The following is a 15500-nucleotide window of genomic DNA, read 5'->3' as shown; positions in this document are numbered from 1 at the left end:
CTTGCGGGTTAGCTCACACCAGCAGGAACCTGAATTTCTGATCGAGGCCGCGCGCCACTTGATTCCAGCGATTGTCCTTCGATAAAGGAACGCAGCATCCAAGCCATTTCCTCATGGGCTTCCATTAGACCGGTGAGAAAATCTGCTGTCCCTTCGTCATGGAAGGACTGACCGCACTGGTCAATATGACCTCTTAAGTTACGGATAATCATTTCATGATCTTCGACCAAGCGAGAGACCATTTCAGTTGCAGACGGCAAATCGCCTGAGTGTTCTTTAATGGTGGCCAGCTCAATGAAGTCCTTCGCGGTACCGACAGGATAGCCGCCTAAAGCACGAATACGCTCTGCGCAGGCGTCAATGTTCAAGCCCAGGGCGCTGTAGTGTTCTTCCCAAAGCTGGTGCAAAGTTCTAAACTGTGGCCCGACGACATCCCAATGATATTTCTTGGTTTTGATCACCAGCAGATACATATCCGCTAGATCCTGATTGAGAAGCTGCATGACGCCGTGACGCTGCTCTTCAGTAAGGCCAATATTAATGGAACGCATATTTTTTGATAGTCCTTGTGTCGTCTCCATTTTCATTGCATCAAATCCAACCACCATCAGACATCGTCTCAACGATGGATTCCAGGGGAGAGCAAACTCCATCAATCGATAGACCGATAAGAAATTAATGAGGACATTCAGTTGAATGAACACAATATCCGTTATGAAAAGGCTGTCCTAACTCAACGTCTGTTGTGAGTGGCATTTCTGGGAGTGCCGCAATACTCAGGGCTTCAACACTTGATTGCGCTCTGGCTCTCCAAACTGATGAGTGCGGGTTGGGGCTGTCCATACCGATCGATCTGTACGCCCCCAGCGCTGGCTGAGGGTCTGCAAAAAGCGATCCTGCGCTTGGCGAAAGCCTTCAGTATTGCTGGGACCGCCGTTAATAACCGTGAACCAGACGGGACCATATTTACGCGTGGGCAAAACCCCCGCTAGGGCACTGACGTTCCATAGCGTTCCGGTCTTGACCACCGCTGCGGCCGGGAGGTTGCGCTCTTTAATCGTGCCAAAATCACGCCCCGCCACCGGGAATAGATCGGCAACCGTCAGATTTTGGGGCTGCAGATGGCGCTCAATCGCTTGAAAAAGTCCTGCCACTGCTCGGGGCGACACTCGATTGTCTTGCCCAAGGCCGGAGCCATTGATTAAGAGCACCTCTTGGGCAGGAATACCTTCAGCCGCGACTTTCTGCACCACCACAGATGACCCACCCATCAGTTGTGCCAGCTGGTCGGCAACGTGATTGTTACTGTGGACGTTGAGCTGCTTCAAAATTTCGAGCATCGGCAAAGATCGGTGCTGCACAATGACCTGCCCCTTTCGTTGGCTGCTGCCCGCTACAATGCGGCCCTTAAGGCTAATTTTAGGGAGGGGAACCGCAGCAGTAGAAAGATTATATTTAGGATATTTTGGATCACCCGGCAGTACTTGACCATTGAATCCATTCAGCAAGAGCTGTCCTGACTGTTGCGGGTTGCTCTGAAATTCCATGACGAACGGACCAGAGATCACGAGGTTCCCGGCAATTTGCTGAATCCCAAGCTGATTGAGGACAGCACCTAGGCCAATAGCTTCTCCTCCCACAAAAAGGGGATCGTTGCCACCGTGAATTATTAAATCCCCCTGCAGCACGCCCTGCTGGATGGGACCAGTGACGCTAACGTCGGTGACAAACTGATGATCTAACGTCCAGGTTTTGAGGGCCGCAAGAGTCGTAGCAACCTTGGTCAGCGAGGCCCCTGACAAAGGCTGATCGGCTCCGTGGTAGGCCAAAAGCTGATCGGAGGTCTGAAGCCAAATGCCCTGATTCTGCGAAGAGAAGCCCTGCTGCTCTAGATTGGCAAGATAGTCGTCAATAACAGTTTCGACGCCTCGATCAGGATGATTAATCATCAGCAGATCGAGCGGCTGTTGAATCGCAATTTCAGGAGGCTGTAAGATATTCGCGGTTTCGAGCCACAGGGGCAAGAGGCCAAGACTGAGCAGTTGCAGCATGGTGACTCAAAAAGTAGGGCCAAGATTTCATTCAACCACTCAACTGTACTGAATCCTATTCAAGTCCATGGGTCGAAACTGTCAAGAGTGAGTAGCCAACAGTGAGTGACACCCCTCTGATACAATCTAAGCCTATGCCCTTCCCTACCTACCTTTCATGGATTGTCCTCACTGCCTGACCTCCAGCGTCAGACCAACTTGGGATACACCATGTTCCGGTGCAAGCAATGCCGCCGAACCTATAACGAACGGACTGGCACACACTTCAACTTCATTGAAGTCCCCACTGACATAGTATTTCAGGTCTTTCTGCTTTGAGAGAGATACAAGCTGAGCTATCGAGGAGTGGCGAACTTTTTGAGGCCACGCACTCAAATGACAGAATCGGTGTGTCTTTCTGATCGAAGAGAGAAGCTCATGCAGGGCGTTGAGGAACTGGAGGTGTTATTTCAAGTGATATGAACCAAAGAGAGGAAAGAGATGGGGGTATCATGCCCATCAGTTAAATTTGGCTACTCAGTGCTGACGGATTCAGCTCATAAACCATTCCCAATCAAGATAAATGGTGCCCAATAATAAGGATGCTTGAGATAGTTATACGGCTTTGGTAAGTCACCAGAATCAGTAATGGACTGATTTTCATTCACCACAGCATTCAGTATATTCTTTCCTGTAATTAGATCAATCTTGGCTTGTTGTAATGCTTCTGTTTTAGATATTCCACCATTCTTGAGGTTGTCATACAAAGCACTCATTAGCTGCAGTGTTCCGCGATCGTCGACCGACCAAAGAGAAGCAATCGTTGCCTTTGCACCCCGATTTTGAAATTGATAGCCAAGCCCTAAGATCTCATCACCATTCCCTAATTGACCGCCAAGGGCCGTTCCGCAGGCACTGAGGACAACTAAATCAACGTTGAATAATGACCAATTACCAATCTCACGAAGAGTTGCACGATCACCATTGCCAAACAAAATGAATGAATCTTCAGGTTGACCTGGCAAGAATGTTGAATGAGTTGCAAAATGGACAATCTGATATTCGTTCATCAGTGATTGGAACGTAACTTTGCTAAAAGCCTTGTCCCGGTATTGGGTCGTATCGGGAATCATCGCAGCCAATTGAGTTACTTCCTCACCGGCATAGCGGAGACCCGAGTAACTGTAACTCTGTGAGCCAATATTAAACCGATACTGCCCTTGCACAAATGCGCCAGCAAGGACGTTGAGGTTTGAATCTAACTGTGACTCCAGATTACTCAAGGACTTGGCCGTAATGTTATTGACTTGCAATCGCTGGACTAACCATTGCTCGCCATCATGAAGCGCGGAAAGAGGAATATAGCGCAACTGTCGATCAGGAGCATAGATAATCACTTCTGCATTGGCCTGTTGCAGATCAGCTTCAATAGGCTGTATTAACCACTCATAAAGCTTGTTGGCAAGGCGTTGAACATTTGAACTTTTACGATCTTCGAGAGCTAAGCGAAAGTCAACGATAGCTTGATTTAGTTGTTCTCGGGACACGGGTACAACACGTCGTAGAGGTGCGCTATTTGACGTTGTGATAATCAGCTCTAAGCGATCTTCAAGAATAAATGGATAAAGCAAAACAGCATTTAGCTTTCCTAGGTTTGCTCTAAGAGCATCAAGTTCATCCAGAGCAACAGTTCGATGCTGAGCTGTTCTGTTAAGTTGCTTGAGAGCTTTTTTGACAGTTTTACTTTGTGTAAACTCATTAAAGTCTGCATTGATAGCTTCTTCAAATGCGATCAACTCTGTGAGGCGGCGCATCTGAGCTTCAGTCCGTTCTGCGAGAGGAACATTACGCAATTCTGCTAGCTCAGCACCTAATTCGATCGCACTTTGAAACTCATTAAATTTGTCAAGGATAGCTTTTTCAGAGCGCTGAACCGTGACACCTTTCTGCGTTTCAAGATTGCCTCTAACATCTCCAAAATACTCGTCAAGTTCTTGGAGCTTAAGTAGGTCAAGCACTTGTTGAGCTTCTATGATCCGGTCCTGTTGAAGAAGAAGATTAGCAAGACGGCGATACCGAGAAGAAATAGAGTTAGTGAACGATTGCTGAACATCTTGAGCAAGATTACTGATATCTGCGCGAAGTGACTCAGTGATGTTGATCGACTGTTTATAGAAGATAATCGCAAGTAAGGGCTGCTTTTGACTAGCAAGGAGAACCCCTAGATTATTCAGAGTAGCCGCCTCAAGACGTCGGTCACCTACGGCTCTAGACAATGGGAGTGACTGGCGATAGTACTTCAGAGCCTTCTTGTATTTAGCCAACGTAGCGTAGCTCAGGCCGATATTATTAAGGGCGGTTGCCTCGCCGCTGCGATCACCCACAGCTCTCGATAAAGGTAATGCTTGGTAAAAGTACTTCAGGGCCTTCTGATTATCACCAAGAGCAGCATAGGAATAACCAATATTGTTTAAGGCTCCAGCTTCCCCGCGTTGGTTGCCCACAACATTCGATAACGGCAGCGATTGGCCGTAGTACCATAGGGCTTTCTGATTTTCGCCGAGAGCAGCGTAGCCCAAACCAATATTATTAAGGGTTGTTGCTTCTCCTCCGCGATTGCCCACAGCTCTAAATAGAAGAAGCGATTGGTTATAGTGCCATAGGGCTTTCTGATTTTCGCCGAGAGCAGCATAGACTAAACCAATATTGTTGAGGGTTGTTGCTTCTCCATGACGATCCCCTACACTTCTGAACAACGGTAGCGCTTGGTTATAGTGCTCCAGAGCCTTCTGGTTCTCACCTAAAGCACCATAGACCAATCCAAAATTACTTAGGGTGGTCGCTTCTCCACGACGGTCACCTATAGCCCTAGATAATGGGAGCGCTTGGTTAAAGTGCTCCAGAGCATTTTGATTTTCACCTATAGCTGCGTAGACATAACCAATATTATTGAGAGTAGTTGCTTCTTGTTGTTGCCCCTCGGCGGCTTGAGAAAGACGCAACGATCGCTTGAAATACTTTAAAGCTTTTTGATTTTCACCTAGAGCAGCGTAGATATAACCAATGTTAGAGAACGCGATCAGGTTGAAGGGTTTATCATTTAGCCTCTGAGTTGAAGTCAATACTCTTTCGAAAAGAGCGAGTGCATCACGATACTCTTGCTTGTCCCGAGACAAAACAGCTTGTTCGATTAGTTGCTCTGTTCTTATCTGCAGCTCCTGTCGCCCTTTCAGTTGTCCCCAGGCTGGCTGAGGTTCAGCCAAAAGTACTACTGACGTCACGGCGAAAGAAACTAATATTTCAAATACCCGCATCGAGGGACAAAACTGTTTTCCCATGTACAAAAATCTTAGGACAGCAGAGAGAAACAGACCTAATAGCTTTTTTACACCAAGAGATTCAGGCTAATTACTCATGAGCAAAAAATATACTATTTAGTTCTTTAATATAAGACAATATCATTTTGTTCTCACTACCAATTTCCTCTTGTGAAAAATACACATAAATTCCTGTTCCTGCATCTACCTTCCAACACAAAACTATAGTTCACGCTGTTTATATAATCATTTACAAGCAGTTGATTTTTAAGGAAGTAGAAATGTTCTCAGTTTGACTCATTTTTAGATTAGCTACCATATTTCTTCAGTTTTCTATGCGAACGAAATACATGAAGGGATTTACTTCAAGCTGCAAACTAAGCCCTCCATATATTACAGGCAGCCTAAATACTAAAGTCTGTCACAATGAAATCAGAAGTACTAATATCTGGAGCACCTTGCAGAGTTGCGAACTGATCTCCTGAACCCAAACCAGCAGCAATCCCATTCTCATTATAGAAGAGATTACCTGTGCTTTTACTATAGGCAATAAAAGCCTCGCTAGTAGAGGCATCTGCATCAGTATCTACAACTTCAAATTCATCAATAAGTATAGAGCCTCCTGTAGAATTCAAAGCACTAAATGTGAATGTGCTCAAGGTAATTTTATCAATGCCGACTTCAAAGTCGATAATATTATTATTGCCAAAATCATTGGCGACAAAATCCTCATCGCTGTCAAACAAAAATGTATCAATACCGCCGTTTCCTATAAGGATATTATTGCCAGCACTAGCTGATATCTGATCATTCCCTGCTCCCCCTATCAGAACATCATCCCCTAAGCCAAATCCTCCAACAAAATCATCTCCTGCCCCTCCAACAATGACATCATTACCATCACCGCCACTCAATACATCATTGCCATTTCCACCTATAAGGCGATTGTTACCTGCCTGTCCAAAGAGAGTATCCCTACCGGCACCACCAATGAGAGTATCATCCCCTTCGGAGCCTTGTAGAAAGTCATTGCCACTCCCACCATTCAGAAGATCATTGCCTTCTTGACCGATCATATCGTCATTACCAGCTCCACCGTTGAGGGTGTCATCTCCGGCAAAGCCTCGCAGAAGGTCGTTGCCATTACTACCAATCAAAAGGTCATTATTGCTTCCACCTTCAAGCGTGTCAGCTCCATTTCCACCCAATCCAACGAATGCAGTTGTTGCTGAGGAACCATCAAGAACATCGTTTCCATTCCCAGCGTTAAAGGTGATTGACTCAAAAGCTGTGCCCGAGAGATCGCCTACCGTTAGGGTGTCATTATTGCCACCACTATTGACCTCAAGCACCTCAACATAATTGATATCAAGTTGGAATAAGTCGATATTGGTACGCTCGAACAGAACGTTATCCTCTGCTTTTAGAACCTGGTAAATATCTCGACCATTTGAAGACCCATTCACCTCAACAGTATCGAGACCTGAGCCACCATCGATTTGGTCTGAACCATCTCCAAGATTCCAAATGATGCGATCACTACCTGCTCCTCCCACATTAATATCGCTTCCTCGATCTCCAACTAAAGTATCGTCACCATCTCCGCCGTTGAGAAGATCATCATCATCTCCACCGCTGAGAACATCATTGTCATTGCCGCCATTTAGGATGTCATTCCCGTAGAAGGCGAGGAGAACGTCTTCACCGCTAAATCCTTGGAGTAAATCATCATCAGCGGTACCTGTCAGGACATTATTATTGTCGTTCCCTTGGATCACATTGAGGTTCTCATTTGAGAAACCAAAGACCACGTAGCTCTGACCTGGAGCTGGATCAAATGGGGCGCCACCATTTGGATCTGCTCCAGGCGCACCGATAATGAGGTCATCAAAACCGTCATTATTAACATCACCTGCACTGCTAACGGAATTTCCCGCCCCATCAATTTGTTCAATACCATAAAGAGCAAAGCCGTTAGTACCATCAAGATCTCTAACGCTTAAAGTTGAAGCAAAACCACTACTAGCTCCGAGAATCACATAACTCTCTCCAGCGCTAGAGGTGCCATTTGGATCTGCTCCAGGTGCGCCAATAATGAGGTCATCAAATCCATCTCCATTGACATCTCCAGCACTGCTCACTGAAAAGCCGGATCTGTCAAATGCCTCAAGACCATTGATGGCGAATCCATTTTTCCCATCTAGGGCACTTAGATCGAGTTCACTGGCGAAGCTACTGCTTCCAAAGACCACATAGCTTTCCCCAGGACCAGAGTTAGTTGAACTTAAGTTGCTACTCGGTGCGCCAATAATAATGTCATCGAGTCCATCTCCATTGACATCTCCAGCACTGCTCACTGAAAAGCCGGATTCATCAAAAGGGGAAATTCCGTTGATAGTGAATCCATTGCTCCCATTGAGATCACTGAGATTAACTGTGCTTTCGAAACTGGTACTGCCAAAGATCACATAGCTTTCGCCTGAATACTCACCGACATTTGTGGGATGGGGTGCGCCAACAATGATGTCGTCGATTCCATCTCCATTGACATCTCCAGCACTACTCACTGAAAAGCCGGATTCATCAAAAGGGGAAATTCCGTTGATAGTGAACCCATTGCTCCCATTGAGGTCACTGAGATTGAGGTTACTCTCGAAGCTACTGCGACCAAAGACTACATAACTCTCTCCTGCAAGACGGATTTCATTTGGATCTGCATTGGGTGCGCCGATAATGATATCGTCGAGTCCATCTCCGTTAACATCTCCAGCACTACTCACTGAATTACCGAAATTGTCATATACACTTATTCCGTTGATAGTGAATCCATTGCTCCCATTGAGATCACTGAGATTGAGTATGCTCCCGAAGCTACTGTGACCAAAGACTACATAGCTCTCTGCTTCCTTAGGGATGGGTCTTAAGGGCCTTCTTCTCGGTGCACCAATAATGATGTCGTCGAGCCCATCTCCATTGACATCTCCAGCACTACTTACTGAAAAGCCGGATTCATCAAAAGGGGAAATTCCGTTGATAGTGAATCCATTGCTCCCATTGAGATCACTGAGATTGAGTATGCTCCCGAAGTTACTTTTACCAAAGATCACATAACTTTCACCTGCATTTGGGTTACTAACACTTCCATTGGCATCTGCATAGGGTGTGCCAATAATGATGTCGTCGAGTCCGTCACCATTGAAATCCCCGGCACTACTCACTGAATAACCTGAGGCATCACTTTGTTCAATGCCATTGATCGTGAAGCCATTAGCCCCATTGAGAGTAGCCAGGTTCAACTCAGTATCAGCCATAAGTAACTCCCCTAAAAATTATTAACCTGCAAATGTCCAGCCCTACACTTCATGCAAAGCGCGGCGACTCTCATTAGCTTGAAATCTAATTCCAGACGGTCTCCTTACCCCCGGCAACACCGCCACTTCATACATCCCATTGCCCCCACGGTCCAGACCTAGAGAATCAACAATATTCCCTAGAAGGAAGAATATTTTAAAAAATATTTCGTTCACCCACAGCAACCATACTATTGCATAATTCGGCCAAGCAATATACTTCCAATGAAAGTTTAAATAAGTTAAGTTACCTCCGGCTGAGCCGGAAGTAACTTAACTTTGTGCGGGGGAGCTGGTGGGTGATGAGCAGCGGGAAGTACCTGAGCAGGCAGTGGTTGAGGTGGCTGAAGCTAAACCGGAGGTAGACCCGCGTATTCAGAAGCCGCAGGCCATGCTAGAGAAGCTTTTGGTTCTGTCAGTTGATGGAGTGGGAGATGTCTAGCTTTGCGTTCGAGGAGCGGTTAGATGGTTTTTAATGCCGGTGCTGTTGTGCTGGGGTTGTGGGAGGTGCGATCTCACAGCGGAAGAAGCTGAGCAGGCAGAGCGCGGCGCTGGAGGTTGTGGGCAATTTAGTAGTCAATCATGGCTAAAACTTGGGATAACTAAAGAAGGAGGCAGTACTATTTTTCTCAATGATCCGCAAGAAATACACCGTCAAACTCACTACTACAGAGCGTCAGATATTTAAGCAACTTACCAGAAAGGGCAAGGCTGCCGTACAGAATCAGCGGAATATTGGCTAGTCGTGCATAAAAATCTCTCGCAGCCCCAATAAGTATTCTTCTCAGTCACAGACTTTAGTGGCAGCCTTGGCTTTCGTTGCGCTAGGGGGGTGGGGGCTAAAACAGCGCTACAGGGAAGGCGGAAGATAGGGGGCCGACGATGCTGACAGTATTTTCTGAAGGGGGTAACGACGACCGTTTGCGTTTCCGCTCTCAATAGCGTAAATTCATTCACACTCAGCAACCAATTCATCCAGGGCTTGCTGCATTTTTGTCTGTACAGTTTGATAACAGGCTGCAACATAGGTGCGATCGCGAGCAGCTTCAGGTCCATACCGATCGAAATAAATAGGCGGACAGACCCGAATATGAATCTGAGCGGGGAGTGGAATATTCATCAGCGGTCCCAGGCCAACCCCCCACGGTAGCCCCAGATAAATCGGGAACACGGTAGGATCAATCCCCAAAAACCACGGCATCCCCCAATCATGGAGTTGCCGAACCCTGTCATAGATATCAGTCAGCACAAACAGAGTATCGTGGGCACCGTGGGAAATAACCGGCACGATGGGAACCTGCTCTCGCAGCGCTAGTTTGATGAAGCCCATCCGTCCCGCAAAGTGAATTTTGTTGCGATCGCAATGGGGCCGAAACACATCCTGAGCGCCGCCAGGGAACACAAGGACGCTCGCCTCAGCCCGCAGCGCCGCAATCGCCATTTTAGGATGAGCCACCACAGCTCCCATCCGCGCAAACAGTTGATTCATCTCTGGGTTCAGAGCTGCGAACCCTTTCCACATGCCAGGATGCAGCAAACCATAGGCCAACCGTTCAGTGCCGAAATGCTGGAACCAGCTATACAGAAACATATGCAGATCAGGAGCCGCCATCCCGCCGTTATGGGAACCAACGACCAAGGTTGGACCTTGCTTGGGAACATGCTGCCAGCCGCTGGTTTGAACTCGGAAATAGTAGCGGTAAAACCATTCCCATACCGGCAATTGAGCTTGAATCGTCTTGGGGTCTCGTAAATCGAGAGTCCATCCAGGCTTAGAAGCATCGAAGCGATTAGGTCTCACACACCACCTATAGTTTTTCAGAGACTCTAACACCATCCCTTTTGATGATATGTGCTGGCCGTCTTAGAACAACACAGCTAAAAGGCACCCTCTTTACAAAAACTGCATTTGCACCGACCGTCACCTATCGCCCACCGTCATAGCTCAGATCACCTTAGTACCCGCTCTGACAAAGACATTATCACCAATAGTTAGATTCTGTTTTTCCTCATTATTTCCAATTGCCACCTGCTGATCAAGCTAGCAGTTACCACCAAATCTCTTGGCAGAAATCACGAGAATAAAATCATGATAAATGAACAGATATTCAATCCGGACTTCCAATAGGACGACATAGATTCAGGCACTATTTAGATCATATTTATCAAAAAAGCATAAAATATTCTTACCCTACAAAACTGATGCAGGATTGTTACATCGACACACAAAAAGTCCGTTCATATAGAAGATGCATGAGTTGCTGTGGGGGTTATCGAAACACAACAATCTCTTTTGAGAAATCTCCTTTATTAATCAAGTTCTTCAAGTGGCAATATCATCTCTCTTTCAAGGTAAACCTTGAGGTCCAATTCAGTTGACACCCCTACAATTAGTGGGGTCAGAGTCGAATCTATTTCTGACATCGATAAATTCTCAACGATCCCAGCACTTGAGATCATTACATCATCGGCACTATATTGCCCTTATGGAATTTCCTCAAGCTCGTCAGCGGCTCCATCAACTCATACAAAGCTCTACTTTTGATCTAGCAGAGGCGGCTCTCTGCATTGCTCAAGAGGAATATCCTGATCTAGAGATCGAGACTTACCTCACGACTCTCGATAGCATGGCGGCAGAGATTCGAACGCGCTTACCTGATGTCGCCTATCCGCTGCGGGTCATTCAGGCGATTAATAGCTATCTGTTCGACGAATTGGGCTACGTCGGCAATCAGAAAAATTACTATGACCCTCGCAACAGCTTCTTAAATGACGTGATTAATCGGCGCATGGGCATCCCGCTAACGCTATCGCTGGTTTATCTTGAAATTGCCCGCCGTATTGATTTCCCGATGGTGGGAGTTAACTTCCCTGGACATTTTTTGATTCGGCCTGAGCGGGATGATATTGACTTCCATGTCGATCCGTTTAATCGCGGTGATGTCCTCTTTGCCCAAGATTGTGAAAACCGGCTCATGCAACTTTATGGTCAGCCACTAGAGCTAGAGGCAAGGTTTATCCAAACAGTTACCCCACAGCAGTTTTTGACCCGGATGCTTATGAATCTCAAGCAGATTTATCTCCATCTGAAACAACTGGAAAAAAGCTTGGCCGTCTCTGAGCGAATTATCTTAATCAATCCTCAAAGTGAAGAGCTGCGAGATCGCGGTCTTCTCTACTATCAGCTAGGCCATTGGGCCGCTGCACGGCAGGACTTTACAGACTATTTAGATCTATATCCATTATCAAAAGATAAATCTTTAATCAATCAGTTGCTAGATCAGATGGATAAAGGTGTATAACAGAGTGGGTACCTTTGGTGAGTAATTATCACTAGTCACCCTGATCAAACATTTTGCGAGGTAGTGCTACCCAGCATCAAGATCCGGCGGAACCAGTTAAACGGCTAGTCGGGCCACCATTGATCTAAAGCAGTTTATTCATAGCACTCCACTCGAAACGCCCTGATGCCACAAGCCTACGCTCCGCCGTCCACTTTGATCTCTAACGGTTTTCGTGCCCTTGCCGACCCCTTACGAGTGCATGTTCTCGAACTGCTCCGCCAACAGGAGCTATGTGTCGGCGAACTCTGTGAGTCGTTAAATACAAGCCAATCGAAGCTCTCTTTCCATCTTAAAGTCCTCAAAGATGCGGAGCTAGTCCACAATCGCCACGAGGGCCGCTGGATTTATTACAGTCTCAATCTGCCTCAATTTGTTGTTCTAGAGCAGTATCTGGCTGAGTATCGTCGGTTCGCTGAAATGCTACCGTCTCACATTTATCAGACGGCCAGTAAAACTCATGAAACGCTCTAAACGCTACAAAAGTGCCTGAATGAGGACCGCAATGCCAATGGCGGCAGCGGCTCCGATCGCTGTATTGATGCCGTTAACAACTTCGTTGGTCAGCCACGCAAAACGTGATTGCAGGGTGGCACCAATCAGGCTTTCGATGTTGGTCGCAATGAAGGCAGCAATCGCACACCACACCATCCCCAATGGCGACACAAGTCCCACCGCCCAGCCCAGCAGCGCTAGGGCAATAGAAGCAACAATTCCCGCTAGGGTACCTTCTAAGCTCACCGCCCCTTCAGTTCCTCGGGGTACGGACCTAAAAGTGGTAATCAAAAATGTCCGTTGACCGTAGGCTTTGCCCACTTCGCTGGCGGTGGTATCTGAGAGCTTGGTGCTGAAACTAGCGACGTATCCCAACAGCAGCAGCGGGTGATAAACAGAAGAGGTGAAGAGAGTTGCGATCGCACAGACAGTGCCAGCAGCAGCCGACCCCCAGACATTCTCAGGCCCCCTAGCGCCGCCACGCTTTTCAGCAATGCCTTCTGCCTCTTTCTTTGCCTTGCCGATCCGAGTCACCCCAGACCCCACCAAAAAGTAAAACAGCACAACTGTGTAGCCAGCCCAACCCAGCGTTCCCCAGACGAGAACGCCCAAAATAAACGCATGGACTAGCCCCGCAGACGTTAGCAGTTTACTCACCAGCTTCCAGCCCACCAGTCCTAAACTGAGGTTGAGTAGCACCGCCACCAGCCAAGGATTCCAACCCGCAATATCATAGAAAAACGACATATCAGAAGGGCCACCCCATGTCTCAGCCTACAGGTTCAATCCTATTTCACTTGGCATTCCCTGTCACCGACATTGCCCAAACCAAAGCCTATTACGGAGACGGTTTGGGCTGCACCATTGGTCGGGAAAGTGATCAGGCTGTCATTCTCAATCTTTATGGGAATCAGCTGGTGGCCCACATGACCCATGAGCCTTTGCCGCCCCAAAAAGGGATCTACCCACGACATTTTGGACTCGTATTCGAGGCTGAGACAGATTGGGAAGCCTTTCTACATCGAGTTGAACAGCACCAAATAGAGATATATCTACCGCCGAAGGTTCGTTTTTCAGGTCAGAAGCTAGAACATCAGACTTTCTTCCTTGAAGATCCGTTTCATAATCTGATGGAATTTAAGTCGTATCGTCATTCGTCTGCCATCTTTGGAGATCGCGAGTTTGCTCAAATTGGCGAGCGGTCCTGAGAAAGGCCCACCGTCAAGCATTCCATCCTCTAGTAGAAATGTGACTCACTAGAGAGCCAGAGTACCTTGAGCGCATCGCAGACAAAAGCATTAGATAATATGACGGCAAGAACACCCTTGGGCAAAACAATGGATCGATGTTGTGAACATTCCGATAGTCGTGTTTTTGATGGGTTGAGGCCGGTCAAGATATTCGTCCTGTTGTTTGCCATCACCACTGGCCTACCCAAAGAGCCTCTGCTTGCCCAGTCTCTACCGCCGTCGGAAGATATTCCAGAAGAGGTGTTACAGACTGAAATTATTACAGAAGCACGGTCTCCCATTGATGGCCGTCAGTTAACAGCAGCAGAATATGCTGAGCTGCAGGCCCAGCTCCGAATTGCCGCAGAAGATGTTCCAGGACGCGTCGCCCCCCGCCTCCAAACGCTGCTTAGCCTGCTCCGAATACGGAAGCTGCTTAGACCCCTGCTACCGTTTTTAATCAAATAAATGGCCGCAATGACGGCCCTTAACTTTTCTTAATGAGAATAGTTCAAGGTCACAGAGCGGTAGACAAAGAGCAACATCTACGGTTTTGAGTGACAAGAGACCGTAAAGTCACGGAATTTTTGCGTAAATCTACTGAGGCTCTTGGGCATCTATCTGCGTGTCTCTCTCAGTACTTTTGCGGGGATCAGTAATTTCACCCTCTTCGTCTTGATTTCTAGTTGGTAAGAATCCGTACTTCTCCGGATCCCTTACTTTGAGCATCTCGATATTGTAAGTGTATCGACAAAAACAACGTCGCTGGCTTTCAGCCCCAACACTTCAAATAAAGGAACCGCTCAATCATGGCAAACACAAAAACGACAGCTCAAGATCAGCTCAGCCACGAAATCGCTTGCCTCTATCAGCATTTTCTAGCGGGCGATATCGGAACGCTTGAGTTCTCTGAGCTAGTTGATGATCTGATTGGTATTCACTCTTTAATCGACAGTGTAGAAGAGTCTCAGCTTTGCACAGTCTAAGTCCCTGATTGACCTCACCGTTTTAACGCTTAATTCTCAGTTTGTTTCTCAAAGGAATCTCTCGACCATGGCAAACATCAACGCAAACGCAGCTTCCTCTCTTCAAAGTCAGCTCAACCGTAATATTTCTCGCCTCTATCAGCGTTTCTTAGCGGGTGATATTGAGTCTCTGGAGCTTTCTGATTTGCTCGATGACCTGATTGGAACACATGCCATTCATGAAGCCCTGGAAAGTGCATAGTTGCGCGAGGTACAGAGACAACTCCTGCTTTGACCTTTTATTTCACTGGAAGCACCTGCACCTATATCTTTTGATGGCTGATACTTCTGCCTGCAATGCTTCTACTGATTTCTCTTGCGATTCTTGAAATTTCATCTACACCCCTAGATAACCACCACCGTAGCTATCTTTTTTAACCCTTGACATAGCTTTCTGCGCTCACTCTCGCGTTCGATACATAACGAGGCTGACCGCAGACCAACGTCCAGTAATGTCTGAGTGATGGTCCTTCGAAGTTATTCAGATATTGGTAGTCCTAAACGGGTAAGGATATTCTATCGATAAGGGGATGTATGTTCTCCTATGCTTATGCGAGTGTTGACTCGTCGTCATCCATCGTTTTCCGGGCACTGTCCAGCTAAGAAGTGACGCATCTAAAACTTCTGACCACCAATATCTCAGCAATTTCAACTGGCCGCTGGATGAATCCCAACACCATCGCAGGGGTGCGCTTGTGTCGGTGGCCCCAGTG

At 47.0% G+C, this 15500-nt stretch carries 12 protein-coding genes and 3 pseudogenes; 8 read left to right on the top strand and 7 right to left on the bottom strand.

The features are described from left to right. Positions 1-8: 8 nt before the first annotated feature. Complete coding sequence (locus C1752_RS24965) at positions 9-551, bottom strand: Dps family protein (RefSeq protein ID WP_110988789.1); 543 nt, start codon at positions 549-551, stop codon at positions 9-11. 225 nt (positions 552-776) lie between these two features. Next, complete coding sequence (locus tag C1752_RS24960; RefSeq protein WP_110988767.1) at positions 777-2051, bottom strand: D-alanyl-D-alanine carboxypeptidase; 1275 nt, start codon at positions 2049-2051, stop codon at positions 777-779. 157 nt (positions 2052-2208) lie between these two features. Here C1752_RS24960 and C1752_RS30395 point away from each other — a divergent pair. Continuing rightward, positions 2209-2366 (top strand): annotated as a pseudogene (locus tag C1752_RS30395) (IS6 family transposase); the annotation flags it as partial. Between the two features lie 221 nt (positions 2367-2587). Here the strand turns inward: C1752_RS30395 and C1752_RS24950 are convergent. Both C1752_RS24950 and C1752_RS24945 read right to left on the bottom strand, forming a co-directional pair. After that, positions 2588-5311, bottom strand: coding sequence for a CHAT domain-containing protein (locus C1752_RS24950; RefSeq protein WP_158535200.1), 2724 nt, complete (start codon positions 5309-5311; stop codon positions 2588-2590). 440 nt (positions 5312-5751) lie between these two features. Further along, positions 5752-8658 (bottom strand): annotated as a pseudogene (locus tag C1752_RS24945) (FG-GAP repeat protein); the annotation flags it as partial. Between the two features lie 334 nt (positions 8659-8992). On the opposite strand from C1752_RS24945, the gene C1752_RS28660 reads away from it, so the two are divergent. After that, on the top strand, positions 8993-9139 hold the full coding sequence (locus C1752_RS28660; RefSeq protein WP_158535199.1) for a hypothetical protein: 147 nt from the start codon (positions 8993-8995) through the stop codon (positions 9137-9139). A gap of 507 nt (positions 9140-9646) precedes the next feature. Here the strand turns inward: C1752_RS28660 and C1752_RS24940 are convergent. After that, the gene (locus C1752_RS24940) at positions 9647-10498 is read right to left on the bottom strand and encodes a lysophospholipid acyltransferase family protein (protein WP_233501880.1); all 852 of its coding nucleotides are present in this window, start codon (positions 10496-10498) and stop codon (positions 9647-9649) included. A 685-nt stretch (positions 10499-11183) separates the two neighbouring features. Between C1752_RS24940 and C1752_RS24930 the strand changes: the two genes are divergently transcribed. Both C1752_RS24930 and C1752_RS24925 read left to right on the top strand, forming a co-directional pair. After that, entirely contained in the window at positions 11184-11999 is an 816-nt protein-coding gene (locus C1752_RS24930) for a SirB1 family protein (protein WP_110988763.1), read from the top strand. A gap of 165 nt (positions 12000-12164) precedes the next feature. Next, positions 12165-12512: an ArsR/SmtB family transcription factor gene (locus C1752_RS24925; protein ID WP_110988762.1), complete on the top strand. Its 348-nt coding sequence runs from the start codon at positions 12165-12167 to the stop codon at positions 12510-12512. 3 nt (positions 12513-12515) lie between these two features. Here C1752_RS24925 and C1752_RS24920 read toward each other — a convergent pair whose 3' ends face one another. Beyond that, complete coding sequence (locus tag C1752_RS24920; protein ID WP_110988761.1) at positions 12516-13280, bottom strand: TIGR00297 family protein; 765 nt, start codon at positions 13278-13280, stop codon at positions 12516-12518. A 17-nt stretch (positions 13281-13297) separates the two neighbouring features. Between C1752_RS24920 and C1752_RS24915 the strand changes: the two genes are divergently transcribed. From C1752_RS24915 to C1752_RS28650, 4 genes are all read left to right on the top strand, one after another. After that, positions 13298-13741 carry a VOC family protein gene (locus C1752_RS24915; RefSeq protein ID WP_110988760.1) on the top strand — a complete coding sequence of 148 codons (444 nt, stop codon included), beginning with the start codon at positions 13298-13300 and terminating at the stop codon, positions 13739-13741. Between the two features lie 99 nt (positions 13742-13840). Further along, positions 13841-14230 carry a hypothetical protein gene (locus tag C1752_RS24910; RefSeq protein ID WP_233501879.1) on the top strand — a complete coding sequence of 130 codons (390 nt, stop codon included), beginning with the start codon at positions 13841-13843 and terminating at the stop codon, positions 14228-14230. Positions 14231-14571: 341 nt separating this feature from the next. Then, positions 14572-14748 (top strand): hypothetical protein, encoded by a 177-nt coding sequence (locus C1752_RS28655; RefSeq protein ID WP_158535198.1) that lies wholly within the window; start codon positions 14572-14574, stop codon positions 14746-14748. A gap of 67 nt (positions 14749-14815) precedes the next feature. Then, positions 14816-14989 carry a hypothetical protein gene (locus C1752_RS28650; RefSeq protein WP_158535197.1) on the top strand — a complete coding sequence of 58 codons (174 nt, stop codon included), beginning with the start codon at positions 14816-14818 and terminating at the stop codon, positions 14987-14989. A 397-nt stretch (positions 14990-15386) separates the two neighbouring features. Here C1752_RS28650 and C1752_RS29515 read toward each other — a convergent pair. Beyond that, positions 15387-15500, bottom strand: a pseudogene (locus tag C1752_RS29515) (IS1 family transposase); the annotation flags it as partial.

Origin of the sequence: Acaryochloris thomasi RCC1774, from assembly GCF_003231495.1 — a bacterium.
Classification (GTDB): domain Bacteria; phylum Cyanobacteriota; class Cyanobacteriia; order Thermosynechococcales; family Thermosynechococcaceae; genus RCC1774.
The sequence above is the reverse complement of the archived record's forward strand: the minus strand, read 5'-3'. Positions and strand labels throughout refer to the sequence as shown.

Excerpts from the sequence above, each read along its gene's own strand:
- C1752_RS24965 (WP_110988789.1), bottom strand. The coding sequence starts at position 551 with ATGCGTTCCATTAATATTGGCCTTACTGAAGAGCAGCGTCACGGCGTC.
- C1752_RS24960 (WP_110988767.1), bottom strand. The coding sequence starts at position 2,051 with ATGCTGCAACTGCTCAGTCTTGGCCTCTTGCCCCTGTGGCTCGAAACC.
- C1752_RS24930 (WP_110988763.1), top strand. The coding sequence starts at position 11,184 with ATGGAATTTCCTCAAGCTCGTCAGCGGCTCCATCAACTCATACAAAGC.
- C1752_RS24925 (WP_110988762.1), top strand. The coding sequence starts at position 12,165 with ATGCCACAAGCCTACGCTCCGCCGTCCACTTTGATCTCTAACGGTTTT.
- C1752_RS24920 (WP_110988761.1), bottom strand. The coding sequence starts at position 13,280 with ATGTCGTTTTTCTATGATATTGCGGGTTGGAATCCTTGGCTGGTGGCG.
- C1752_RS24915 (WP_110988760.1), top strand. The coding sequence starts at position 13,298 with ATGTCTCAGCCTACAGGTTCAATCCTATTTCACTTGGCATTCCCTGTC.
- C1752_RS24910 (WP_233501879.1), top strand. The coding sequence starts at position 13,841 with ATGACGGCAAGAACACCCTTGGGCAAAACAATGGATCGATGTTGTGAA.
- C1752_RS28655 (WP_158535198.1), top strand. The coding sequence starts at position 14,572 with ATGGCAAACACAAAAACGACAGCTCAAGATCAGCTCAGCCACGAAATC.
- C1752_RS28650 (WP_158535197.1), top strand. The coding sequence starts at position 14,816 with ATGGCAAACATCAACGCAAACGCAGCTTCCTCTCTTCAAAGTCAGCTC.